This window comes from Paenibacillus agilis, assembly GCF_007786455.1.
GTDB lineage: Bacteria > Bacillota > Bacilli > Paenibacillales > Paenibacillaceae > Paenibacillus_B > Paenibacillus_B agilis.
Map to the genome: position 1 here is coordinate 77,471 of NZ_VNJK01000005.1, position 23,793 is coordinate 101,263.

At 41.2% G+C, this 23,793-nt stretch carries 23 protein-coding genes; 10 read left to right on the plus strand and 13 right to left on the minus strand.

All coding sequences use genetic code 11. The features are described from left to right. Positions 1-167: 167 nt before the first annotated feature. Together FPZ44_RS22970 and csaA are read left to right on the plus strand one after the other, a co-directional pair. A complete protein-coding gene (locus tag FPZ44_RS22970) occupies positions 168-962 on the plus strand; it encodes an SDR family NAD(P)-dependent oxidoreductase (protein ID WP_144994369.1) in 795 nt (264 codons plus the stop codon). A 212-nt stretch (positions 963-1,174) separates the two neighbouring features. Further along, positions 1,175-1,504 (plus strand): chaperone CsaA, encoded by a 330-nt coding sequence (gene csaA, locus FPZ44_RS22975; RefSeq protein WP_144994371.1) that lies wholly within the window; start codon positions 1,175-1,177, stop codon positions 1,502-1,504. On the opposite strand, the gene FPZ44_RS22980 is transcribed toward csaA, so the two are convergent. The 3 genes from FPZ44_RS22980 to fumC all read right to left on the minus strand — a co-directional run bounded on the left by FPZ44_RS22980 (position 1,501) and on the right by fumC (position 4,356). Next, positions 1,501-2,280, minus strand: coding sequence for an acyl-[acyl-carrier-protein] thioesterase (locus tag FPZ44_RS22980; protein ID WP_144994373.1), 780 nt, complete (start codon positions 2,278-2,280; stop codon positions 1,501-1,503). The genes csaA and FPZ44_RS22980 overlap by 4 nt on opposite strands. A gap of 129 nt (positions 2,281-2,409) precedes the next feature. Continuing rightward, a complete protein-coding gene (locus tag FPZ44_RS22985; RefSeq protein WP_144994375.1) occupies positions 2,410-2,829 on the minus strand; it encodes an HXXEE domain-containing protein in 420 nt (139 codons plus the stop codon). 138 nt (positions 2,830-2,967) lie between these two features. Continuing rightward, positions 2,968-4,356, minus strand: coding sequence for a class II fumarate hydratase (gene fumC, locus FPZ44_RS22990; protein WP_144994377.1), 1,389 nt, complete (start codon positions 4,354-4,356; stop codon positions 2,968-2,970). A gap of 240 nt (positions 4,357-4,596) precedes the next feature. Here fumC and FPZ44_RS22995 point away from each other — a divergent pair, with 240 nt between their 5' ends. Together FPZ44_RS22995 and FPZ44_RS23000 are read left to right on the plus strand one after the other, a co-directional pair. Further along, on the plus strand, positions 4,597-5,745 hold the full coding sequence (locus tag FPZ44_RS22995) for a hypothetical protein (RefSeq protein WP_144994379.1): 1,149 nt from the start codon (positions 4,597-4,599) through the stop codon (positions 5,743-5,745). Between the two features lie 263 nt (positions 5,746-6,008). Continuing rightward, on the plus strand, positions 6,009-6,983 hold the full coding sequence (locus FPZ44_RS23000) for a hypothetical protein (RefSeq protein ID WP_144994381.1): 975 nt from the start codon (positions 6,009-6,011) through the stop codon (positions 6,981-6,983). A gap of 165 nt (positions 6,984-7,148) precedes the next feature. On the opposite strand, the gene FPZ44_RS23005 is transcribed toward FPZ44_RS23000, so the two are convergent. Further along, on the minus strand, positions 7,149-7,715 hold the full coding sequence (locus FPZ44_RS23005; RefSeq protein WP_186786208.1) for an RNA polymerase sigma factor: 567 nt from the start codon (positions 7,713-7,715) through the stop codon (positions 7,149-7,151). 417 nt (positions 7,716-8,132) lie between these two features. Here FPZ44_RS23005 and FPZ44_RS23010 point away from each other — a divergent pair, with 417 nt between their 5' ends. The 4 genes from FPZ44_RS23010 (at position 8,133) to FPZ44_RS23025 (ending at position 12,002) form a co-directional block, all read left to right on the plus strand. Continuing rightward, complete coding sequence (locus tag FPZ44_RS23010) at positions 8,133-8,894, plus strand: C39 family peptidase (RefSeq protein ID WP_144994385.1); 762 nt, start codon at positions 8,133-8,135, stop codon at positions 8,892-8,894. Between the two features lie 61 nt (positions 8,895-8,955). Beyond that, positions 8,956-10,173 carry a hypothetical protein gene (locus FPZ44_RS23015; RefSeq protein WP_144994387.1) on the plus strand — a complete coding sequence of 406 codons (1,218 nt, stop codon included), beginning with the start codon at positions 8,956-8,958 and terminating at the stop codon, positions 10,171-10,173. A 279-nt stretch (positions 10,174-10,452) separates the two neighbouring features. After that, positions 10,453-11,163 (plus strand): futalosine hydrolase, encoded by a 711-nt coding sequence (locus tag FPZ44_RS23020; protein WP_144994604.1) that lies wholly within the window; start codon positions 10,453-10,455, stop codon positions 11,161-11,163. Continuing rightward, positions 11,160-12,002 carry a 1,4-dihydroxy-6-naphthoate synthase gene (locus FPZ44_RS23025; protein WP_144994389.1) on the plus strand — a complete coding sequence of 281 codons (843 nt, stop codon included), beginning with the start codon at positions 11,160-11,162 and terminating at the stop codon, positions 12,000-12,002. Before FPZ44_RS23020 ends, FPZ44_RS23025 begins: the two co-directional genes overlap by 4 nt. A gap of 79 nt (positions 12,003-12,081) precedes the next feature. Here the strand turns inward: FPZ44_RS23025 and FPZ44_RS23030 are convergent, their stop codons facing one another. The 4 genes from FPZ44_RS23030 to FPZ44_RS23045 all read right to left on the minus strand — a co-directional run bounded on the left by FPZ44_RS23030 (position 12,082) and on the right by FPZ44_RS23045 (position 15,271). Next, the gene (locus FPZ44_RS23030) at positions 12,082-12,537 is read right to left on the minus strand and encodes an SRPBCC family protein (RefSeq protein WP_144994391.1); all 456 of its coding nucleotides are present in this window, start codon (positions 12,535-12,537) and stop codon (positions 12,082-12,084) included. 192 nt (positions 12,538-12,729) lie between these two features. Beyond that, positions 12,730-13,242 carry an SRPBCC family protein gene (locus FPZ44_RS23035; RefSeq protein ID WP_144994394.1) on the minus strand — a complete coding sequence of 171 codons (513 nt, stop codon included), beginning with the start codon at positions 13,240-13,242 and terminating at the stop codon, positions 12,730-12,732. 201 nt (positions 13,243-13,443) lie between these two features. Further along, positions 13,444-14,355, minus strand: coding sequence for an ABC transporter permease (locus tag FPZ44_RS23040; RefSeq protein WP_144994396.1), 912 nt, complete (start codon positions 14,353-14,355; stop codon positions 13,444-13,446). Between the two features lie 13 nt (positions 14,356-14,368). Beyond that, on the minus strand, positions 14,369-15,271 hold the full coding sequence (locus tag FPZ44_RS23045) for an ABC transporter permease subunit (RefSeq protein ID WP_144994398.1): 903 nt from the start codon (positions 15,269-15,271) through the stop codon (positions 14,369-14,371). A gap of 361 nt (positions 15,272-15,632) precedes the next feature. Between FPZ44_RS23045 and FPZ44_RS23050 the strand changes: the two genes are divergently transcribed. Continuing rightward, positions 15,633-16,742 (plus strand): hypothetical protein, encoded by a 1,110-nt coding sequence (locus FPZ44_RS23050; protein ID WP_144994400.1) that lies wholly within the window; start codon positions 15,633-15,635, stop codon positions 16,740-16,742. Between the two features lie 101 nt (positions 16,743-16,843). Here FPZ44_RS23050 and FPZ44_RS23055 read toward each other — a convergent pair whose 3' ends face one another. The 5 genes from FPZ44_RS23055 to FPZ44_RS23075 all read right to left on the minus strand — a co-directional run bounded on the left by FPZ44_RS23055 (position 16,844) and on the right by FPZ44_RS23075 (position 23,146). Further along, a complete protein-coding gene (locus FPZ44_RS23055; protein ID WP_144994402.1) occupies positions 16,844-17,710 on the minus strand; it encodes a patatin-like phospholipase family protein in 867 nt (288 codons plus the stop codon). A 234-nt stretch (positions 17,711-17,944) separates the two neighbouring features. Then, positions 17,945-20,455 (minus strand): excinuclease ABC subunit UvrA, encoded by a 2,511-nt coding sequence (uvrA, locus tag FPZ44_RS23060; RefSeq protein ID WP_144994404.1) that lies wholly within the window; start codon positions 20,453-20,455, stop codon positions 17,945-17,947. Positions 20,456-20,682: 227 nt separating this feature from the next. Then, entirely contained in the window at positions 20,683-21,345 is a 663-nt protein-coding gene (locus FPZ44_RS23065) for an HD domain-containing protein (RefSeq protein ID WP_144994406.1), read from the minus strand. Between the two features lie 100 nt (positions 21,346-21,445). After that, positions 21,446-22,162 (minus strand): hypothetical protein, encoded by a 717-nt coding sequence (locus FPZ44_RS23070; protein WP_144994408.1) that lies wholly within the window; start codon positions 22,160-22,162, stop codon positions 21,446-21,448. 267 nt (positions 22,163-22,429) lie between these two features. Then, on the minus strand, positions 22,430-23,146 hold the full coding sequence (locus FPZ44_RS23075; RefSeq protein WP_144994410.1) for a lysophospholipid acyltransferase family protein: 717 nt from the start codon (positions 23,144-23,146) through the stop codon (positions 22,430-22,432). 406 nt (positions 23,147-23,552) lie between these two features. Between FPZ44_RS23075 and FPZ44_RS23080 the strand changes: the two genes are divergently transcribed. After that, positions 23,553-23,789 carry a DUF6953 family protein gene (locus tag FPZ44_RS23080; RefSeq protein WP_144994606.1) on the plus strand — a complete coding sequence of 79 codons (237 nt, stop codon included), beginning with the start codon at positions 23,553-23,555 and terminating at the stop codon, positions 23,787-23,789. Positions 23,790-23,793 lie beyond the last annotated feature (4 nt).

The following is a 23,793-nucleotide window of genomic DNA, read 5'->3' on the forward strand; positions in this document are numbered from 1 at the left end:
GTTTATTAGTTGGCGTATGATGCAAGAACTTTGGCGCACCATGCTAGTTACCTTACAATCCTGACAAAGTAATATAACCCTATCCGGAAAAATGACTGCAATAAACTATGAACTTATTTTATTACCTTTTTCAAATGTATACATTCAATGTAAGGGAGAAATGTACGATGGATATGGGATTGAGCAACAAGACTGCTTTAGTTACAGGATCAACACGAGGTATAGGTAAAGCAATTGCTATTGAACTCGCCAAAGAAGGCGCTAATGTTCTTATTAATGGACGAGATCATGATGAGGTAGAACGAACTGTAAATGAAATCAAGTCCAATTTTCCAGCTACGTTCCCTCAAAATGCTGCATCCGATATCGTTAGCATTCAACATAGAGAAGCTTTATTTTGTAAATTCCCGACTATTGATATTTTAGTTAACAACATGGGGATTTATGAAGTTATGCAATATGAGGATATTGATGATGAAATATGGGAGCATTACTTCCGTACCAATGTTCTTGCTGCAAATGGTTTAGCTAAGTTTTATTTACCGAGCATGCTGAAACATGATTTTGGCCGCATTATCTTTATAGCAAGTGAAGAAGCTATTATGCCGTCAGGATTAATGCCACAGTATTGTATGACAAAATCAATGCTGCTATCTTTGTCCAAAAGCTTATCTAAATTAACAATAGGAAAGGAAGTTACCGTTAACACGATTATGCCAGGCCCGACACTTTCTGAAAATGTGCAGCAAATCATCGAGGACATGTACCCTAATGATGACCGAATTTTTTCCGAAAAAGAAAAAGAGTTTATGACAACAAACCTGCCTCAATCTGAAATTCAGCGATTTATTAAGCCAATCGAAATAGGTAAACTCGCAGCATTTTTGTGTAGCCCTTATGCATCAGCATTTAGAGGTTCTCCAATCCGAGTGGACGGAGGAATGGTTCCTACTATTTTTTAACTCTATGTAAAATAAGATCGAAAAAAACGGCACCTATAAAACTGTGCAGCTTCTTGTTTCGCTGGAATCACTAGGATCGTTCATATGCAGCAAGAACGATCATTTATTTTCTTTCTGCATAATAGGCCAAACATCAATAAATGGTATAAAATATACTGCAAATAAGCAACTACGCGCATTTTTAAAAGACGGACAAATCGGAGGAAATTACTATGGCTACAATTGAAGATTTTACAAAGCTAGACATCCGCGTCGGTACCATTATTCAAGCTGAATTTTTCCCCGAGGCTCGTACACCTGCCATCAAGCTAACTATCGACTTCGGTCAGTACGGCATGAAGCAATCATCAGCCCAAATTACCCAGCGCTATGAACCAGAACAGCTGATTGGGAATCAAGTTGTCGCTATCGTGAACTTTCCTCCAAGGCGCATAGCTGGCTTTAAGTCGGAGGTTCTAGTCTTAGGCGGCGTTCCCAGTGAAGGTGATGTAGTTCTGCTTAAACCTGACATCACCCTCCCAAATGGCACCCCTATCGCTTAGACGGCAGTTAGCTGCACATATGCATCGAAATACCGTTTGCCTTCAACCGTTTGTCCTGTGATGAAACATTCTGTTGTCAGGTCAGTGATGTTGAGGGCATTTTCATTTTCTCCATTCGGTATTTGAGCTCGATGAATCTGAATTTCATCCCCTAGTACTGCCTCTTGCAAATAACTAATGCGGAAGCGTACAAGTCTCTGCTCTAGTTCTGGCGGAGTCAGTGCATCCAAGCAAATATCTGCAAACCGCGCATTGTTTAGATGCCCATTCATATCAATGCTGCTCTGGCGCACTTGCAATGTGTACGTATGCTCTAACTCGACATCATCTGCTATATTTACACGCTCTGGAATATCCCCGACCGAGTCCTCTTCGTTCGCTTCAACAACATAAGGGAGCGCCGAAGCACGCAAAATGCGCCTCTTGTTCAAGTCAACGAGTATCCACACCGTTCTCGCTTGTCCAATAGTCTCTTCTTTCGCATTATAAACACGGAAATCACGCAGCCACTGCACGCCTTTAGCACCTTTGTTCCACGTGACCAATGTAATTGTCTCACCATACTCCGGCATCCGAATAAGTTCAAGATCAATGGTCGTCAACATCCAAGCCATCCCGTGCTGCTGCATCATTTCGTCAATGGGCGCACCAAGCGCAGCAATATGCGCATCCCCTGCCCGCTGCATCCATTCGAGCAATGTCGACAACTTGCACACTCGTTTAAAATCACAATTATCTGAATGTATGTAATGCTCTTCTGTCCAGCGTTGTTTCATATCGATCCCTCCAGTATCAAGACCCTCGAATCTTATATAGATGTATAAGTAGTATAGTCCAATGCTATCTTAATTTAGGCAGCAGCTAAAATGAGACAAACAAATGAATGCAGATTGCGCCATCTAACTTCAAACGATTCGATTAAGCAAATAAATGACATAAGGTGTTACTAAGAAGATAGACGTATATAATCCTGGCGTATAGGTTTGTAATACAATCGTCTGCAAAATATGAACGATATTATGTATAAGTACAAATAGAAGAAACCCTATAAACAACACCGCACTCCATGTACTGTCTATATATTGAACCTTTAGAAACGTAATCATAGACATGGTTAAAAAGATAAACACGTCGCGTTTGGCAAAAGAATACGAGTTTACGTTCCAAAATTTCCAGATCATTACCGCCAATTTGCTATTTTTATTCCGTACTAAGCTCTCCGTTCTTTTCGCCCAATGTTCTACCGTTATAATTTCCTCGAAATCATGAAGCATAAATACCACGACAAATAACCATATTGCATTATGCAGTTCTAGTTGTAGCATTTGCATTGCCTCCTGACTATCCCTGAGAAGTATATTTCATATGTAGAAATGAATATAAACATTTCCAGTATAACACAATTAAAAAGGCGAGATTCTATGAACCATAGAATACCCGCCTTATTGCTAGTTTTAAAAAAATTACGCCTTCGGATGAATCATCAGCTCAGGTCGGACAACCTCATCGAACTTCTCTTCCGTCAGCAAGTTGGAGCGTAATGCTGCTTCTTTCAGCGTTATCCCCTCTTTATGTGCTAACTTTGCAACCGCAGCTGCATTTTCATACCCGATATGAGGATTCAAAGCAGTTACGAGCATCAACGAACGATCAAGGTGACTTTTAATCACGTCTACATTCGGCTCAATACCTACCGCACAGTTATCGTTGAACGACACGATAGCATCCGCCAACAATCTGCAAGATTGCAGGAAGTTATAAATAATGACTGGTTTAAATACGTTCAGCTCAAAGTTGCCTTGACTGGCAGCGAAGCCAATTGTAGCATCGTTCCCCATCACCTGACAGACAACCATGGTCAGTGCCTCGCTCTGCGTCGGATTCACTTTACCTGGCATAATCGAGCTTCCCGGTTCATTTTCAGGAATGCGAATTTCGCCAAGTCCACTACGCGGGCCACTGGAGAGCCATCTGACATCATTCGCGATTTTCATCAAGTCTGCTGCAAGCGCTTTGAGCGCACCGTGCACATATACAAGCTCATCATGACTCGTCAACGCATGGAATTTGTTGCTTGCAGAAGTAAATGCTTTGCCTGTCTGTTGACTAATTTGCTCTGCAACCATATCCCCAAAGCGTGGATGGGCATTAATCCCTGTACCTACCGCTGTTCCGCCGATTGCCAACTCGCTTAAAGAAGACGCGCTATCACTAATCATGCGTTCACTTTTCTCCAGCATTCGATGCCAACCGCTGATTTCCTGACCGAGTGTCAATGGTGTTGCATCCTGCAAATGGGTACGACCTATTTTAATAATAGACTCAAATTGTTGACTCTTTTGAAGAAGCGTTTCTTTTAATTTATGAATAGATGGCAGCAGTTCCTCTTCCACAGCGACTAGCGCCGCCATATGCATGGCTGTCGGGAACGTGTCATTCGAGCTTTGTGATTTGTTGACATCATCATTCGGGTGGACGCGAAGTGTGCTCCCACTCTCTTCTAGCAATTGATTCGCACGGTGTGCAATTACTTCATTTACGTTCATATTGCTTTGTGTACCGCTACCAGTTTGCCACACGACTAGCGGGAAATGCTCATCCCAGTTCCCAGCGATAACTTCATCAGCCGCTGTAACGATAACTTGAGCCTTCTGGCTGTCCAATTTGCCCAACTCTTCGTTGGCTAGAGCAGCGCTCTTTTTCAAAATCGCAAACATACGAATTAACGGCTTAGGCATCTGCTCTGTACCAATGTTGAAATTTTCAAAGCTGCGCTGTGTTTGCGCCCCCCAAAGCTTATCAGCAGGTACCTTTACTTCGCCTAGTGTGTCCTTTTCCAATCTGTACTCCATGTGATGCCCTCCTCATTTGGATAAAAGCGTAATGGATTGCGTGAGATTGCAAATGATAATGATTTTCAATGATAGTTTTATTATGATCAAAATCATTCACCGTTGTCAACATCTCCATAATCTACCTTTACATCGACATTTTGCGAGTGTAGACTACCTTAATGGATATAGGCAAATAATGCCGAAATATGCAATGAAACTACGATTCGATATGTTCCTATTTTATTTAAGGCGGTCTTAATGATGAAACGTTTATTTGAAATAATTGTAATTGTATTGGTGATGTTAGGGATATTGTCAGGCTGTATGCAATCCGACTATAAAAACCTAGTTAATGTCGAATCTCTCATAAAATCAGGCCAATGGGAAGAAGGAGAAAAGCTCCTTGAAACAACCAGACAACCGCACTCTTCTCTTTATAAAAATATAGAAGCTTCTATTACACACAAGAAAGAAGCGGACAAACACTACACAAACAAGCGTTATGCTGACGCATTTATTGAATACGATCAAATGCCGATTAAAGACGAGCTTGTAGTAACAAGAAGCAAAAACCTTGCACAATATCGGGTTGATGACCTGAAAAAGAAAATATTCAAATCTCAACAAACCGGCTTATGCCATGACATTGAAAGTATCATTTCCAAAATAAAAGAGATCGCCAACTCCCATCCTTATGTGAAATACAGTCCGGCCAAACTTGAACAACAGCTAAAGGATTGCTTCCTCCATTCCAAAGCTATGAGTTCAGTTGAGATTGGTGATTATAGTGAAGCCTTATCGTATTTTGAACAAGTAGAAAACTATTCAACTAATGCTGTTGTACTCTATATTCTTGCTCTACAGAGTGAAGATATCGCTTACTACTCGACGATGAAAAAGTTCCTATATCGCATACCTGCTGATTATAACGGACCGTATTATAAGGAGATTCTTTCTTACAAAAAGAAATATATACCGAAAAACCAGTGGAAGCAGCAGTATAGCAAGTATCATAAATTAGCATTTACTGCTTATGAAAAGGCCGTTTTTACGAGTACTATAACGAACAAAAGCAGCTATATCAATAAGAAGCAAGAGAACAAGCAGATCAGTACTAACAAAGGACGCAGTAACAGCGGCTACAAAGTAAATAGTAGCACGAACAGCAATAAAGGAAGCCAGTCCAAGAGCAGTAACAGTACGAATCGTACAAATGGGAGCACTAGTAGTAGTTCGAAAGGAAGTAGCGGAAGTAAGAGCAGTTCCGGAAGCAGCTACAAAGGCAGTAGTAGTAACAGTGGTAGTACGAGTAGCCGCAGTTACAGTAGTGGCAGCAGTAGTAGAGGCGGATATAGCGGAGGTTACAGCAGTGGCGGCGGCTCACGCGGCGGTGGTGGGCGCAGATAATTTCAGAATTGTCCCATCGAAAGCTTATTGTAATGCATAACTACTTTAGATTATAAATTAGCATTCGTAAAAAGAGAAAAAGATATATTCTGAAATAAAGGAAGGTCTACATCATGAAATGGGTCTATTTAATTATTCTTCTGATCATATTATGGTTCTTTGGATTATTTACTATGGAGGAGGAACCAGAGAAACCTAAAATGCCTGTTGCAACAGAAAAAACGTTTGCCTAAACTGATCAGTTAAAGGAAATTGAAAACTTATTGTTGACCGGCAAGTGGACTGAGGCAGAGAAGCTTCTAAACAATTACCTTCCTGACATTTTTTCTAGCTACGTTTATATAGAGAATTCGATAAGAGAAAAGAAGGCGGGCGATGCGCACTATGAGGCTAAACACTATGTAGAAGCATTTGAACAATATCATAAAATGCATTTCAAAGATTCTGAAATAAAGAAACGAACAGATGAACTTGTAAAATACCCTATCGAAGCGCTAATGAAAAAAATTCGAGCAGAGCTACAAGATACAGATTATTGTTCCGCTAATTATATGGAGGAGACGAAATTAAACGAACTTCTCGAAGCCTACCCTAAATTTAAATATGTAGAGCAAGAAGTTGAGGAATTGGAGCGTAATTGTTCAGCCTTGAGCTATGCACACGATGGTGATTATGACTATGCTTTAACGAAATATGAAGATGAGAAAAACTATGCTGAGGAAGCTGTCGTCCTTTACATACTTGCACTAAAGAGTAAAGAGTCCGGCTCCATCTCCACAGCTAAAAACTTTCTTTACCGAATTCCCGTTGATTATACTGGCCAGTACAGCAAAGAAATTTTGGGTTTCAAAGAGAAGCATGTGCCAAAAAGTGAATGGGAGAAACAATATAACAAGCATCACAAAGTCGCCCTAACATCGAGTCAAAAGAAGTTGTTTACGAATGCACGTAAAAACTGGCTAGCCGAGATAGAGCAAAAAGCAGCTGAAAGCGCGCTTGAAGAGGACGATGAAGAAGATTACGATGATGACTATGATTACAATAGTTATGGCAATAGCAAGGATAAGAACAAGAAGAGCAACGATAAAAAGAAAAAAGACAAAAAATCATCTAAGTCGAAACAAACAAAGTACAAGCAGGATAAAAGGTCTTCAAACAAATCTTCTTCGAAGAGCAGCAGCCGTTCTAGCAGTGGAGGCAGTAGTAAAAGTAGTGGCGGTTCGCGTGGCAAGCGATAAAGACTATAATAAAAACCGCTTAAAGGACTTGAAATTTATGTTGTCTGCAATTATAAAATGTAGTATTTAAACCATATGACCAATCGATGTCAGCTATTATCTTAGCCATTAACTGTATCGGTTGGTCTTTTTCATTATTAACTAACTTACACTTATTATGAATGTTTATTTTGATGAATTGAAAAATGGCCATTCCTTTACAACTCGTTTTTTTATTGATTTTCTAGCACGGCATAATGTATATTTTGCTTTTTGTTCCGATATCCCTAGCATATTGGCAATATCTTTATGGCTCATTTCTTCCTTCCAGCGCAGTTCGATCAACTGACGGTATTCGGGTTTCAATTCAATTAAGTATTTTTCTACAACCTCTATCATGGCTTTTAACTCAAATTCCCTTTCAACTCCCTCAATGATAGCAATGTGATCTAAGATGTCATTTTCTATACATTCTCTGGCTCTCTTTTCTTTTTTCAAGTAATTTAAAGTCGTGTTTTTTATAACTGTTTTGAGCCAGGCTTTAAGTTTTTCGCTATCGCAAACTTTTGGAAAATACTTAATTACTCTTAAAAATGATTCTTGAATAATATCTTCTGTCATAAAATGCTCTCGTGTCATATAAAAAATCTGTGTATAGAACAAGTGGTAATATTGAGCGTAGATTTCACCCTGTGTTTCTGTCTCCATGGACTTAAAATCATGGATTTGTAAAAGTAATAATTTCTCTACCATGAAAACAGTCTCCTTCATTTTCACAACTAACGAAAAGTAACATTAAACAATACACAGCACTCACAAAAAAATCTAGATATAGTTTTATTTACCTTCATTTGTAATCAAGAGTATATTTTTCTCAATGATAATTTGTCAACATATAGAAGTACTGTCATTTAAAATTAGTTCATAAGTAGCAGATTCTCATATAACGGTCCAACAAACAGGCGGAACTCAAACGTAATGATATCGAAACAGTATACATTAAAAGATATATTCATCATTACAAGAATTAATTTATAAAAAAATGGAATTGATATGCAACCTTTTGCTATTTTTTGTTGTTTATTGTAGTGGTAGCCCAGTTAAGGTTGTATTCGCGCGCGCAACTGAAATGATGACTATCAATATCGAATTGATTGGAGAGCAAAGTCCATGTCCAAACAAATGGTAACGAAAGCTGCAAAAGTACTTACAACTGCCGCACTCATGTTTACACTTCTTGGACCATCAACCATTTTTTCTGCGGGAACTGGAGACAACCCATTATTTACACCAGATAAGCCAACTGCTGCACAAAAAGCTGCTGAAGCCTATAAAATGCAGTTAGTCGAAGAGCATAAAGTTAAGCTAGCAGCTAAAGATGCTTCAATTGTTAGCCCCATGAAAGATACAGAAAAAAGAACGATTACTGTTTCAGCTTTCAAACAGGAAACAAATTATTGGTGCGGCCCTGCTACTGTAAAGCAAATGCTGCATTCATTCAACAATTCTTCAAACTCTCAAACTTATTATGCACAAAAGCTTGGTACTACTACAGATGGAACCGATTTCTCACTTATAGATAATGTATTAAACAGTCACCAAAGCAAACATAATTATACCTACCGTGACTTCGCTGCACATGAATATGAAACATGGAAATCCATTGTCATTCTTACTACTGACTGGGGATATCCGACAGCACTTGATCTTAGAATAACATCAAAGAATATGCCGCTGTACACTGCTACAGTGGAGGGGCATATATTGAATACTTCTGGGTATGATCTAGTCAATGCTAACAAGAAGCAAATTCGTCTAACAGATCCATTTGATCAAGGTCAACGCGGTGTAACTTTCGGAAATGTATGGCATCCATTTGATGGCGTTTGGAACGCAAATCAAGATCACTTCCGTAAAGCGGTAATTTGGTAATAAATTTATGTGGAGGGTGCTTCTGCGCCCTCCATTGTCACAAAAGACTGGAGGGTTATTTTTGAATAAAAAGTATAGGATCGGACTCGCGAGTGGTATTTTGTTACTGAGTATTGGAGGTTATCTACTTTTTAATAAAGGAATAGAAAATGCACCACCCGAACCTTCCAACCAAGAACAAAAAGAAATCGCTACTGAACCTCCAAATAAGATCGATGAAAAAGAAGTGAAGCCTACACAAGCAAAAATCAAACATGTAGAGCCTATAAAATATATGATTAAGGATAAAAGATTTGAATCAGCTCCAATTGCCCCTAGCTATATTAGTGATACTATCTTAGCATTCGAGTATGATATTAGCGAAGCAGAAAATGTGGGAACAAGCGCAATAGCCGTAATGAATCGTAGTGAAAAGAAGTCCTTTCAAGTCGTATACACGGCTAAAAAAAATAAAATCATTAACGCCTTAGTTGGTGTAAAAAATGAATTATTCTGGGTTGAATATGATCGCTCAGTTGATGAAGAATGGAATTGGGAAGTAAAATCTTTACATTTAAAAACGAATAAAGTCATCCGTATTGAAGGCGGAGCCCTTCTCCCTGATCTAGAACCGCCTGTTCTTCGTATGTCGGGAGGAATCGTGACCTGGATACGAAAAAGTGTGCACAATAAAGTCATTACCAGTTCGGCCATCGCCTATGACCCTAGCAAAAAAGAAACAAAGATAATCGCAGAAACAACTTTAGATGAAACAATGAAAAAGCGCGATGGCATATTTATGATTATTCAACGGCCTATACAAGGCGGAATGCTTATACAACAGTCTACGTTTAATCCTAAAATTGAAAAAAATGAAGGCAAAAGTATTCAAGTTGCTTTCTATCCATATGACAAATCGAAAGCTCCTGAACTTATGCAAGAGGATGCGGATAGAGTAATTGATTTTACTGCAAACGATAAGTGGTTTGTATGGACGACATTTGGCAAGCTTTATGCTGCGGATCGATCTACTCGAGAAATTAAACATATTATAGAAGGACCGGATCCAGAGCTAACGTTAGATACTCCATTTATTTATAACGACCTGGTCTATTACCGTTATTCTATGTATCAAATCTATTGTTTAGATCTTGTAAGTGGAACCGTGACGGAATATTCACCGGATCGTCTCATTACATCCAAACTATTTAATAGCGACGGCTACTTAGGCTTCTCCTATAGTGGTGCCAGAGACACCAGTGGAGAATACGAAATGAATGTTATTAAGGTGGATGAATAACCGTAACAAATACGTTGCAAGCGTTGGAGCTTCAGATTAGTATCTGGAGCTCCTTTTTACATGTTATATACGGTCCAGAATAGGACTAAACTGAGAGTTTGTATTGAGATTCGCGCTATTACGATAGATTAGTATGGCTCCCAACTTATCCAACAATCGGACATCCGCATTGCATGTTGCAAGATGCATTATATATAATGATATTGCTTATCACTGCTATTTTATATGTATCGATATACATTAAAACAGCCACATGAAACGATAAAAGGAGCTTATCTGATGAATACAAACAACAGCTCTCCTACATCTCATTCTGAGCATGAACATATACACCAGTCCGTCGCTTACCAGCGCGTCCTCATCGTCACCGCTGTTGACGTTGAGAGAGATGCTGTCCTGCGCGGACTCGAAGGCGACAGCCGCTTCGAGGTTATCGCAGGCGGGGTCGGGCCTGCTTCCGCTGCAGCAAGTACCGCGACCAAGTTTGCACGAGACAACTATGACTTAGTCGTCAGTGCAGGCATAGCCGGCGGCTTCACAGGACGCGCCGCAGTTGGCACACTCGTCGTAGCGAGCGAGATTATCGCTGCCGACCTCGGTGTAGAGACGGCTGAAGGCTTCCGCCGCGTGGACGAGCTCGGCTTTGGCTCCGCCTCTGTCGCCGTAGAGACAGAGTTGGCTAGCCGACTAACGGCGGCGCTGAAAGCTGCAGAGCAGACGGTTGCACTTGCTCCGGTGCTAACGCTCTCTACCGTTACCGGCACAGCCGAGACTGCTGCGGCATTAGCGCAGCGCATTCCTGAAGCCGCAGCCGAAGCGATGGAAGGCTACGGCGTAGCCGTTGCTGCTCAGCAGAGCGGAATTCCCGTGCTGGAGCTGCGTGCAATTTCGAACCCGATCGGCCCTCGTGATCGGGATGCATGGCGGATCGGCGACGCATTAGCAGCGCTGCAAGTCGCTAGTTCCATTTTGAAGGAGGTACTACGATGAAAATTGCATATTCACCATGTCCAAACGATACGTTTGTATTTCATGCTTGGGCCCATGGATTAGTCCCCGGTGCTCCTCAACTGGATGTAACCTACGCGGATATCAATATCACGAATGAATTGGCAACGCGTGAAAATGATCTAGATATTCTTAAAATCTCATATGCTGCATTGCCATGGGTACTCAAAGAGTATGCATTGCTACCATGTGGCGGTGCCTTAGGAAGAGGCTGCGGACCACTCGTCCTTACGAAAGGACAGGCCACCGAAGACAACGATCCTGCTCAGTTAACTGGCAAACGTGTTGCCGTACCGAGCGAACGATCTACTGCGTATTTGTTGTTCCGACTGTGGGCAGCGAAGCATGTGCCAGGCGGCGTTGGCGAGATCGTCGTGATGCCATTCCATGAAATTATGCCCGCCGTACGAGATGGCCATATCGATGCAGGCCTCGTTATCCATGAGGCGCGCTTTACCTATCCGAACTACGGACTATCTATGCTAGTCGATCTCGGAAACTGGTGGGAGGAAGATACAAAGCTGCCAATCCCACTTGGAGCCATTATCGCTCGCCGCACACTCGACTTGAATGCTATTTCTGAATGGGTGCGTGCTTCGGTGCAATATGCTTGGGCACAGCCCGAAGCATCTCGTGATTATGTCATGCAGCATGCTCAAGAGCTGTCGCCTGAAGTAGCACAAGCGCATATCGATCTCTATGTGAACCATTTTTCCGCTGATCTAGGTGAAGATGGCTTTAACGCTGTAGAAGCCCTGCTTAGCAGAGCTGCTGCTGAAGGGCTCGTACCTGAATTCGATCCAGCCTTGCTAAGGCTGTAACCTAAGTAAATAAGAAAGGACAGCTCTTCCAACAGGATAGCTGTCCTTTTTCATAAACCTATATGTGCAATCACAATAACTAATCCAAATGCGGATGAGCCTCTACATATTTTTTCAAACGATTCAATTCATTTTGCAGCATCATTTTAGATATCCAGCTCGTTAATACAAAGAGAACTTTTGTCTTCCCCGATGGAAAGTCATATTCCTGATGATGAGTTACTTTCACTACCTCACCTTGCTTATCAAAAGAATACGTCATCAAGGCTGTAAAATCTTCCATGATAGCTCTGGCTGCTAGTCTGTGGGGCAAATTGCATTCTACAATTCTGGCCTTTACTTCCAAAACTTGACCAAATTGCTTCTGCACGCAAATGTACGTTAAACCAGGATAGCATTGATTGCGATCTTCTTCTCTTTCATAAATATAGCCGGTAACCAACTTGCTCCAACGCTTTACTTCCTCTTCATCATTCATTGCTCGAAAGATTCTATCCACTGATGCGTTCATTTCCGCAGATACCGTAATTTGCAAGCAAAATATCTCCCATTCTACTAGTGATTGTATGTATCTAAAAATGGATAAAAAGAAAAATCTACCTATGTATAATACCACTCATAGATCTAAGTATATACAACAAAACCTCTTACTATTTGAAAATATAATTCATCTTCTGATAGTAAGAGGTTGTATACTGCTAATTCTATTCTGTTAGTAATCTCGCTATCAATCTTCACCGCTCTCAGCCTGTTCCACTGGCTCGGGCACTTCCGGAGGCTTAAGGCTATTTTGATAACGCCGCTCCACAAACGCTTTTAGTCGAGTCAATTCCTGCTTCAGCTGCTTTCTCAATACCCATCTCGTGACAAGGGAAGATATCCGATCCCACAACGCAACGACTTCACGTGTATGAGTAAGCGTTACACGCATAACACCAGGCTCATGCTGTTCCAACTGGAAATTCGTCCATACTTCCCAATCTTCGCAGGCGCCTTTTACCGTTACACGTCTATTCGGTTCATACTCCATAATTTCAGATTGGATGTCTACAAATCTCCCTAGATACTCTTCCGCTCTTGTATATGTAACGCCTCTTTTGATACATTCACGGTCTTCTTCCTCTTTAAACTTATACTCAACTACAAACTCGCTCCACTCCATAACATAGGAATCACGAATATACGATTCAAACACCATTTCCTTCGGAGCGGCAATATCGATAGAAATTGAAATATTCATCTGCTTACTCACCTGCTTGCTATTTTACATCTACACTGCTAACAGCGACGGAGAACCGATAACAACTGAGCATCTATATAGCCCGCCAACTGTAGAGTAGCTTATATTCTAACATGTTATAGCAGCAGGTTAAATGTGAGTCTATTTCCATTCAAATATGCTGGCAATCTTTTAAACACGAAAAGGGTACAACTTTATAGATTAGTTTCCAATTTGAACTCTAGATTGCCTGCTAAAATAACGTCGTAAACCTTCTCCTAATATATTAAACGTCAAAATCACATACATAATAGCTAATGCTGGGAAGAAAATAAAGCCAAACTTTTTGTACATAATATCTTTACGATGCTCCCCGAGCAAGGACATCCAGTCGGTACTGGAATTCAGAAATTGCATCGTATATTGCGAAACTTCTACCCAATCATGTGTAAGAAAAATACTAAGTACACCAAGCTGTCCCACAAGCAGCATGACCTTGCCTACATCGATACAAAAATTAATTAATACCTCAGGCAGCAGCGCTGGCCAGTAATAACCAACAGCCAAACGCTTATTGCTTAACCCTAGCGAAGTTCCTGCCTCCATATAAGGCTCATAGGATAGCTGGTATGTTTGCTGTTGAATGACATAAGCCGCCCTGCCTACTTCTAGAAGTGCTAATATGGTAATCACTTTTAATAAGCGATAATCCCCATACTGAATCCACGGGCTACTTAACAGCAGTGCAGCAAAGAAGAGCGCAGGCAAAAAAGAAAATACCTGATTCATGCTAGTCACGACTGAATAAGTAAATCCTTTTTGTTTACGGGCAAGAAGACCAAGCGGTACGGCAATGAGGTATCGAACTAAAGTAACTGCCAACACAAATAATACCGTTGTTTTTGCCCCCACTACTAACTTGCTTAAATTGTCGACACCCGCTTTATCTGAACCCAGTGGATTTTTTTCAGACGGCTTATAGGGAGGCATCGTCAGCTTCGTGCGATCTGCATTCCAGCGATGCTTCTCGGGTGTTAACTCTTTATCTATAAACGGTAGATGCGGGCCAGCAAACATAACGAACAAAAGGAAAGCGAGCATCGTTCCACCAATCCATAATGGTAAATTTCTCAACTCAACCACCCTTTCAACGCAACCCGTTTTTATATTTTGAAATAATACTTACAAGTTGAGCGGCTACAAGCAGCAGCATAAAACAGAAACAAATCCCGATAATAACACCTGGCTCATATTTGGCTCCTGCCCCGTAATGGATGTCATAGTCAATCGCTGTAAATAAGCGATCGGCCGCCCCAGGATAATTCATAAAGTACTCGATAATCAGTAAGTTCGAGAGCATGTATACAAATAAAGAAGATAGATGGCTTAAAATCGTACTCATGCAATTTTTTAGCACATGCTTATACATAATTCTCGTGCGAGTTAGCCCCTTAGCCTGAGCGACTTTAATATATAACATGCCTTCTTGTGATGCGATTGAAGCTGAAGTGATCCGAGCAATATAAAAGGTAGGATAAATCGATAATAATAACGAAGGCATCAACCACGCCTGCCAACCTTCATCTGCAAAAACACGGATAAACGGAAAGTATTTAATAGCGATCCATTGATACAACAGAATGAATAAAAAATCAGGTATTGACTGAAATAACCAGGTTGTCATACCGCCCAGCCATTTTGTCTTGCGATCAGAGCTTTGATAATCGAAAATACCTTTTAAAATACCTAATCCCATACTTAGAATAAAGGCGGTAACGATAACGGCAAGGCTATTTCCTACTGTTCTTATTACTGCAACTTCCGCTTTTTCTCCTACAAAACGAGTTGGACCAAGCGTCTGTTCATAAAAAAGACCATTAAAAAACGTTTTAATATTGGCAGCGTACTTCTCCCAAGTAAAATGATATTCCACATGCATTCCGAATCCCACCACACTAATATCCAAATCTCTTGGAAATAAGACAACTAAGACAAGCAATATCATTGCAAATGTGCTGAGCCTTAGTGTCTTGTAAATTTGTGAGCGCATCTACTTACCATCCCCCATACTATTTCTGTCTCTGAATTGAAGCTATTTACAATCCATAATTTGGATCATAAAATGTTATATAGATTTTTCGTCATACTCCGACAATCTCCTGCTTTAATTGGAAAAATATATGTATCTAGTTGTACATTATGTATATAAGAGCTTTCATTGATTTTTGAAATTGAGCTGGGGTCGAAACGAAACAATTAAAAAGCAATAATATCTTTCATTCGTTATCTTATTTCGTATAAACAGCACTAAGCTCATCCGAACACATACAAAAATAGGCAGGACATTTATTTGTATCATTGTAAAATAGAAGTATTCAATTACATAGAAAATGCTATCATAGGGGGCTGCCATGTCGCGGAACAATAACTACAGACGACGTCGAAACTCAAAAAACGACAATGTAAAAAAGGCCATTATTCTCATCTTGATTGTATTCGCCATCCGTTACATTATGGTAGAGGGCGAGGCGTTAAGGGAATCAAGTTCAGAACTCAATCGTCTCATTAATATGAAAGATTTTCAGCAAGCGGAAATTTATTTACAACAGGAAGATTCCTCTTTCTCACCGTACGATGCAAACAAATATCAACAAATATTAGATTTAATAAAGCAAGGGAAACAAGCTATGGAGCAGCAACAGTACAAGCTTGCCTATACTCACTATAAGGAAGCTGAGCGTGCCTTTTTTATAGAAATCAATATTGATTTTGAACAAGAAATGACCGCTGCAGCCACAAAGCATATGGAACAGCGAATGAAAGAAGCAAAACAGCTTGAAGCTGATAAAAAGTATAGAGAGGCTTTGAATCTCTATGAGGCTGTGTATGATCACTGTGACAAGATATACTGGGATGTTAGCGAAAACCTTAAACACATTAAGACAGCCGCCCACAAGCAAATCATATATTTATCATCGTCGTTGCGAGACATTGAACATATTCATTCAGCTGTTGTAAACGGCGATTACAAAGAGGTGTTTACGAATATTGAAAGCGGATATTATGCTTATTATCACGAACCTGTCTACAATTACTTAAAAGCCAAGTACAGTATACAACAGGGGAACCAGAAGGCGGCTAACTATTTTCTTTACCGAATATCTCCCGAGATCAACAGCTTAGCACATGAAGAAATGGAAAAGTTTAAGAAGCAGTATGTCCCGAAGAACCAATGGGACGCGTTGTATAAGAAACATAGCAAACAAGCACTCCCATTCATGGCAAGAAAGATATTGCCCGGTCCGAAAATTGAGATGAACAAGCAGGATGTTGTTCTGGGGACAAACTTAGGCTCCCCTCATCATAAGCAAGTAACCATTCAACGTGAATCGCAATATGATTCGTATGGAATTCTACAGCACTATGAGAGTGAATTGGAGGAGTGGCAATATAAAGGTGACAACGGAACTACCTATCTACTATTCAAAAACGATCAACTCATTCAAATTACTTATCCATAACATATATAAAACTTACATGTAGTTGAATCATTCATATACAAAAAAGACTCTCCCATGCAAGTACGACATTCTACTTGCATGGGAGGGTCTGATTCTATTTTCTATCCATTCCATTCACGGACTAACTGTTCGCCAATCGTACAACCAAGCATATAGTCTCGATTCAATACTTCTATATCCCTCGTAAGGCGCTCCGTCTTAAATTCAGCCGGAGGATTCACCTCAATAATACGAACATCCTCAAGTGGATTGCGCATAAAGTCAATCGCTTCTTGGTACTTATTTGCTCGATTGTCTAGTGCATCTACCAGCCGTGGATATCGACGCAGTACCCAGCGAGTTGGATAATTGACTTTACTAGAACGCATTGTAAATGCATGTGGTCTAGAACGAATCACCATGATCGTACTCGCCCCCCTACGGTACGCTTCCAAAACGGGAATCGAATCGGTAACCCCACCATCGACATAAGGAATCCCATCCACTTCAACAAACCCACGGTAAAGAACAGGAATCGCACTAGATGCCTTCAACATCTGTTCTAAATTATTCGTGTTAGGTTCAAGATAAACAGGCTTCCCCGTCTCAACCTCTGTAACCCCAATTAGAAATTGAGAATGACCGTTAAATAAAAGCTCCCGATGCACGGGAAGCTCCCGCGTGGTCGTATCCCACAGCCAGTCCAAATCCATCAAATGTCCGCCACGCATGAATTTTTTCCAATTAATAAAGTCAGGTCTTATTGAATAATCCGTAATGACTTTATAGTTACGCTTATACATTTGACCAAGATAAACTGCTGTATTATTAGCACCAGCCGATACACCAATACATATATCGAAGGGATTGAAGGAATGCTGAATGAAAGCATCCAACACTCCTGTGGAAAATATCCCTCTCATCCCTCCGCCTTCAACGACTAAAGCTGTCTTGCCTGACTTCGGAACCGTAACGGAATGCTCACTCATCTTCTCACCTGCCGTGTTCTTAATGCCTCGCGTTAACCTCTATATAATTACACATCAATTGCAGAGTGATGTAAACCCAACAAATGATCTAGGCAGTATCCGATAGTCCTATAAGGAGGGATGAGCTTTCCTATGCTATGTCCCCGAGCTAGACAATTCATCATGAGCAAAAATAACTCTATATCATTAGCGTTGAAAATACAGTTATATAATTTTATTTTAGTTTCATAGAAGTTACTTCAATGCTGCTTTTAAAAATGCAGCCGTTTGTGAATCAGCGACCTCTGCTACCTGCTCAGGTGTACCTGCGGCCATCAATTGTCCACCAGCTGCACCGCCTTCTGGACCAAGATCAACGACCCAGTCGGATTCGCGAACGAGATCCATATTGTGCTCAACGAGAATGACCGTATTGTCTGCATCCACTAGCTTCTGCAACAAAATAAGTAGGCGCTCCGCATCCTTCGGATGGAGCCCTGTCGAAGGCTCATCCAGTAAATATAATGTGTGCTTCTTCGTTTTCTTGCTTAGCTCCTTCGCGAGCTTCAATCGCTGACCTTCTCCACCTGAAAGCGTTCGAACAGATTGCCCCCAGTGCAAATAACCCAGCCCCACTTCGCACAGCAGCTCGATCATACTCGCAACCTTTTTCTCCGTCGCAAAAACTTCCAAACTATCTTCAATAGACATATCAAGCAGATCGGAAATGGAGTAATCTTTGTAGGTTACCGCCAATACTTCCTCTTTGAAGCGGCGACCTTTACAAGCCGTGCAGGTAACCTCCATATCAGGTAGGAAGTTCATGTCCAGCGTAACTACGCCTAATCCTTGGCAATTCTCACAGCGACCGCCTGCTGTATTGAAGGAGAAATGTTTGGATGTCAGCTTCTGCTTCTTTGCCTCAGGCAGGCCTGCAAATAAATTGCGAAGCTGTGTAAATACATCCGTATATGTGGCCACATTGGAGCGCTGCATCCGACCAATCGGAGATTGATCAGCCAAGATAAGCTCACCAATATGCTCCAAGCCATCAATACGGTCGCATCCAGGACGCTTTGCATGCTCGATACCGCCTTCTGCAAGCAGATCAAACATTAGTGTCGATTTCCCTGATCCAGAAACACCGGTTACAGAGGATAATGCACCTAGCGGGAACGAAACATCGATATTACGCAAATTTCGCAAATGGGCATTATGAATCGTTAACCTGCGCCCATTTCCAATTCTACGTTTGCGTGGTCGAGACGGAAGCTCCTCTTCTCTTAAATAAGCTCCTGTAACCGATGCAGGGATCGCCTTTAGCTGCTCCAACGTTCCTTCACCCACTACTTCACCACCACGGCTTCCCGCGCCAGGCCCCATATCAATAACATGGTCAGCAGCACGCATCATCTCTGGATCATGCTCGATGACCAATACCGTATTTCCCATATCGCGCAACTGCAGCAATACTGAAATAAGACCTTCGGTATCTTTCGGGTGAAGCCCTCTAGACGGTTCGTCTAATACATACAGGACACCCGTTAGGCCAGAACCAAGTAAAGTAGCGAGGCGAAGCCGTTGCGCTTCTCCTCCCGATAGTGTAATCGTTTGACGATCCAAGGAAAGATAGCTAAGGCCAACATCTACAATCCGCTTAATCCGATTCGGTAAATCTTCCATAATCGGTTGAAGCAAGATCTGTTCCTGCTCTGTTAGTTGATTAGGTAAATCCTCAATCCACTGATGTACATCCAAAAGGGACCAACTAGATAAATCTGATATGGATGCCCCATATACTTGAACCGATCGACTTTCTGCATTTAGTTTTTTGCCGTGACAGGACTCACATGTCTGCTGTGTGAACAATACGCCCGAGTGGCCATAGGATGCACCTGCCGCATCGCCATCTTTATCTTTATACCTGCGCCACATGCCTGTAATAATCCCTTCAAACTTGCCCTTGGACACGGTCTTCGGCTGCTGAACGGTTGGATAATGACGGGAGAACTCTTCACTTTCTGCCCCATAGTAAAGCAAATCCTTAGCAGCTTCTGTGTAAGTGCCAAGAGGAAGATCCAGATCAAATTCGAACCCGTAATGCTTGCCTGCTGCTGCTAGTACATGACCGTAATATTCGATCAACCCTTCATTAAGGAAGACAACTCCGCCTTCGCGGAAGCTTTTCTCCAAATCAAACACCGCATCTATATTCAAACTAGCAACTTCACCTAAGCCTGCGCACTCTCCACAAGCTCCTTCAGGAGTATTGAAGGAAAAATGCCTCATCGTTAGTTTTTGAAGAGATACACTGCAAGAAGGACAGGTAGTCATCCCTTCTAGCTCTTCTTCCTCATTTATACTGTTACCTGCTGTAGTATCCGTTGCCTGTCCGACCATTTCACCGCAGGATGGACACGGACGCTTACCTGCTCTTGCATAAACAAACCGTAAAAATTGATGGATATCGGTGACGGTCCCAACTGTTGAACGAGGATTTCGGTTTGTCACATGCTGCCCTACACTTATAGAAGGAGAAAGGCCGGAAATTGAATCAACTTTGGGCTTCGTGAAGGAGTCCGTAATCATCCCCATTGACTCCATATACTGTCTTTGACACTCTTTTTGCAACGTTTCCATCGCAAGTGTAGATTTACCGGATCCTGACGGTCCTGTTAACACGACAAACTTATACTTTGGAATTTCCAACGTTACGTTCTTCAGATTATGCTCTCTAGCACCTTTAATCTTGATCGTCTCGAACAAATGATACCCCTCCTTGATTACGGTTGCGGAAGTCCAGCGTGTGAAATGTGCGTAGAAGGCTTCGCGGATAAACCCAGCGGTCATTCCTTATGTGGATAAATTCGCAACTCAATTAAAATAGATCCTTATCATACTACATTCATGCAAATGATAAGGTTAAGGTTCTATTATCCTTTATTTACGAGATTTTGTTGATCAAAACATTGTACTTGGTCTTTAAAGTTTGTTTACAACTCACCTTCCCACTCATGCTTGAATTGCTCCAAATAATCTTCCATATATCGATGCCGCTCTCCCCCCATGCGCTTCGCCGCGTTGGTGTTCAACTTGTCCTTTAGCTTAAGTAATTTCTCATAAAAGTGATTAATGGCTGTGCTCTTTCCATGTCGATATTCCTCCATCGTCATCGATTCCCTCGGTTGAAGCATCGGATCATGAATCGGATCTCCCTTCCAGCCTGCATAGAGAAAGACTCTCGCAATTGCGATGGCTCCTATCGCATCCAACCGATCAGCATCCTGCACAACTTGGCCTTCCAGCGTTCGCATCGGCGGATTCTTCCCTGCTGAATAGGACATCGTAGCGATAATCTCCATAATGTGATCCTGTTCTTCCTCGATGAGAGGTTTTCCATGCAACCAATCACTAACCTTCTGAAGCCCCGCTTCCTTCGACGGATTCAACTTCTCATCTGCAACATCATGCAGCAAAGCCGCAATTTTACACAGCGCGATGTCCGCCCCTTCTTCCTCTGCCAATCGTTCCGCCATTTTCACCACGCGATATACATGCCACCAATCATGCCCTGTCGAATCCTGCTCAAGCTCTGATCTAGCAAACTGTTCAGCCGCTGCAATAACTTGTTCTTTAGCGTTTCCCATGGAATTCATTCATTAACAACCTTCCTTTTATGTAAATATCACTATCAATATAAAAAGAGCTGACTCCGTTAGAAAAGATAACTACGAAGCAGCCCCATAAAGAAAATTTTTAATGATGCGTATAACCAAAATCATGACTAATCGTTGTGGTTTTTCCGTTCTTAATCTCAACTTTCCCAATCTTATAATTAAATATTTCTAAAAATGTAACTGTATCTTTAATCTGCTCTTCAGTTAATAATTGTTTAATTAAATCTGAATCTGCTTTAGGTAGTTTATTATCAAACTCACTTGTCGTTTTATGTGAGTTTATAATATAAATATACTCCCCTACAGGAATATCATTGATTATATAATTACCATATCCATCAGCCTTTGCTTCATATACTCCATTGCCATGTACCAATTCACCTGTTGAACTTCCTGCCAACAAAGGAACATTATATTTTTCTTTAGGATTTGGCTTTAAGAGTACAATTTTAGCTCCGACATCGGGCTTGGTGCCAATAACATCGTTATACTGCCATGTTATAACTCCGCTAATTGTCCCTGTCTCGTCAGTTTCATAATCATTCGAGTTACTTTCTTCACGCTGTTGCTCAATTGCTTCTTCTATTTCTTGAGTTTCATTCTTTTTTTCTTTTACAGTGTCTGCGGATGGATCAGCTGTTGACTTATTCGACTCCTTTTTTGAGTCCGATTGCGCCGATGTGGCCTCTACTTTTGCTGATGAAGCATCATTAATTTGTTTCATAATTACGGTAACGACAAGAACATTTAGGACGACTAGTGTTGCGATTACCATACCAAATAGTGCTTTCCTCATTATGACAAGATCCCCCTATAGTAGAAAGTACCTATATAAATAATAAATGAATATATACATATATTATCATTTATTTGTATATAGTCCTATATCGGTGCCAATGTTCGGAAATTGAATGGCATTTTCTGCTTGATGTAAAAAAAGCCTGCACATGCGAATCACGCATATACAGACTTTGGTTATAGTCCTGTAGGCATCTATATAAGCCTTTGATTGGATAACAAGCAGTGCTTAAACATAACATCGCCAACTATTTTAAAATGCTAACTAACCAGCACTTTCTATCATCGCTCTTACTCGCTCTGGCAATTCAGCCATCTCTTCTTTAGATAGACCCTCAACCTGCACAGGAGGTAGAATCGTTAGCTCAACTTCTGCTGGAGAGATCCAGACTCCATTAGCCTCCATGAGCTTATAAGAACCTGAAATACGGATCGGCACGATAGGTGCGCCTGTCTTCGTTGCAATGCGGAAAGCACCATTTTTGAACTCGCCGATTTGATCACTTTTACTGCGTGTTCCTTCAGGGAACACAACAACAGGGTATCCGTTAGCAACAAGTTCAGTCGCTTCCTTCAAGCTGTTCATCGCCTGACGCATATTATTCCGATCAACGAAAATACAGCGGAACAGCATCATCCAATCACGGATGAGTGGCAACTTACCAATTTCTTGTTTGGCAAACATCGACTTCGGGTTGCCAAGATGGCCAAGTAAAATCGGCACATCGAAGTTTCCTTGATGGTTAGAAACGTAAACCGCTGTCCCCGCAGGTAAATTCTCTTCACCGCGTACCGTTACTTTGGCTCCCGCCATTCGCAATAAAGAACGCGCCCATTTTACAACATGCTTAGCTACGTGGGCATCAAGTTCTTCTATTCGGCCTTCTCGCTGCAGCCTCTTAGCTTTGTTAAGGTGAGGAATCAGACCTATTAAGTAAATCCAGAAATAGATAAACCAAACTATGGTGCGAATAATCTTCATGAAGTCCGTCCTTTCAAATAATGTACTCCGAGTATAGCACGGCTTAGGCATTTATGATTTAAGGAAATAAACGACAATCCTGTTCATATGCCTTGTGATAAATGCTTCACTATTAATCTTTATTCATTCCAAGCGATATTTTACCTTGTTGTAACATGAAAGAATATAGCATATTGCTAATGATAAATGTAGAATTTTCCGAGAAAACTTCACCATAATAATACATGTTTCGATTTCCTTCGACGTATTTCACATAAACAGGGATACATTGAATCTGCTTATAGAATTGATTTGTCCATGCAGCAGCGATATGATGAGTAAGTTGAATCATGATGATAAAACATCGCTTGCCTCACATATAAATGAGCGAATGACCGATGTACGATAAGAAAGAGGTGCAATATTGATGGAATATACAGCAGAACAAGTTGCGGATTGGATGTTGAAGGAACTTCAATTTTCAGGCGCGCTGCACCAAGACCACGCAGTCGCTTACATTCGTGAGCATTTTGGCGAGTCTTTTATATATGCACATGAGAATGGAAATGTATCGATCGAGAAAGAAGTAAAGAAAGCATTTAAAAAAATGCACCGCGGTAGAGCCGCATGGGATCGCGACGGATTTTTCTGGGGCTGGACGTAAATCG

Coding starts and splice junctions, on each gene's coding strand:
- FPZ44_RS22970 (WP_144994369.1), top strand. CDS start 168: ATGGATATGGGATTGAGCAACAAGACTGCTTTAGTTACAGGATCAACA.
- csaA (WP_144994371.1), top strand. CDS start 1,175: ATGGCTACAATTGAAGATTTTACAAAGCTAGACATCCGCGTCGGTACC.
- FPZ44_RS22980 (WP_144994373.1), bottom strand. CDS start 2,280: ATGAAACAACGCTGGACAGAAGAGCATTACATACATTCAGATAATTGT.
- FPZ44_RS22985 (WP_144994375.1), bottom strand. CDS start 2,829: ATGCTACAACTAGAACTGCATAATGCAATATGGTTATTTGTCGTGGTA.
- fumC (WP_144994377.1), bottom strand. CDS start 4,356: ATGGAGTACAGATTGGAAAAGGACACACTAGGCGAAGTAAAGGTACCT.
- FPZ44_RS22995 (WP_144994379.1), top strand. CDS start 4,597: ATGATGAAACGTTTATTTGAAATAATTGTAATTGTATTGGTGATGTTA.
- FPZ44_RS23005 (WP_186786208.1), bottom strand. CDS start 7,715: ATGGTAGAGAAATTATTACTTTTACAAATCCATGATTTTAAGTCCATG.
- FPZ44_RS23010 (WP_144994385.1), top strand. CDS start 8,133: ATGTCCAAACAAATGGTAACGAAAGCTGCAAAAGTACTTACAACTGCC.
- FPZ44_RS23020 (WP_144994604.1), top strand. CDS start 10,453: ATGAATACAAACAACAGCTCTCCTACATCTCATTCTGAGCATGAACAT.
- FPZ44_RS23025 (WP_144994389.1), top strand. CDS start 11,160: ATGAAAATTGCATATTCACCATGTCCAAACGATACGTTTGTATTTCAT.
- FPZ44_RS23035 (WP_144994394.1), bottom strand. CDS start 13,242: ATGAATATTTCAATTTCTATCGATATTGCCGCTCCGAAGGAAATGGTG.
- FPZ44_RS23045 (WP_144994398.1), bottom strand. CDS start 15,271: ATGCGCTCACAAATTTACAAGACACTAAGGCTCAGCACATTTGCAATG.
- FPZ44_RS23050 (WP_144994400.1), top strand. CDS start 15,633: ATGTCGCGGAACAATAACTACAGACGACGTCGAAACTCAAAAAACGAC.
- FPZ44_RS23055 (WP_144994402.1), bottom strand. CDS start 17,710: ATGAGTGAGCATTCCGTTACGGTTCCGAAGTCAGGCAAGACAGCTTTA.
- FPZ44_RS23065 (WP_144994406.1), bottom strand. CDS start 21,345: ATGAATTCCATGGGAAACGCTAAAGAACAAGTTATTGCAGCGGCTGAA.
- FPZ44_RS23070 (WP_144994408.1), bottom strand. CDS start 22,162: ATGAGGAAAGCACTATTTGGTATGGTAATCGCAACACTAGTCGTCCTA.
- FPZ44_RS23075 (WP_144994410.1), bottom strand. CDS start 23,146: ATGAAGATTATTCGCACCATAGTTTGGTTTATCTATTTCTGGATTTAC.
- FPZ44_RS23080 (WP_144994606.1), top strand. CDS start 23,553: ATGGAATATACAGCAGAACAAGTTGCGGATTGGATGTTGAAGGAACTT.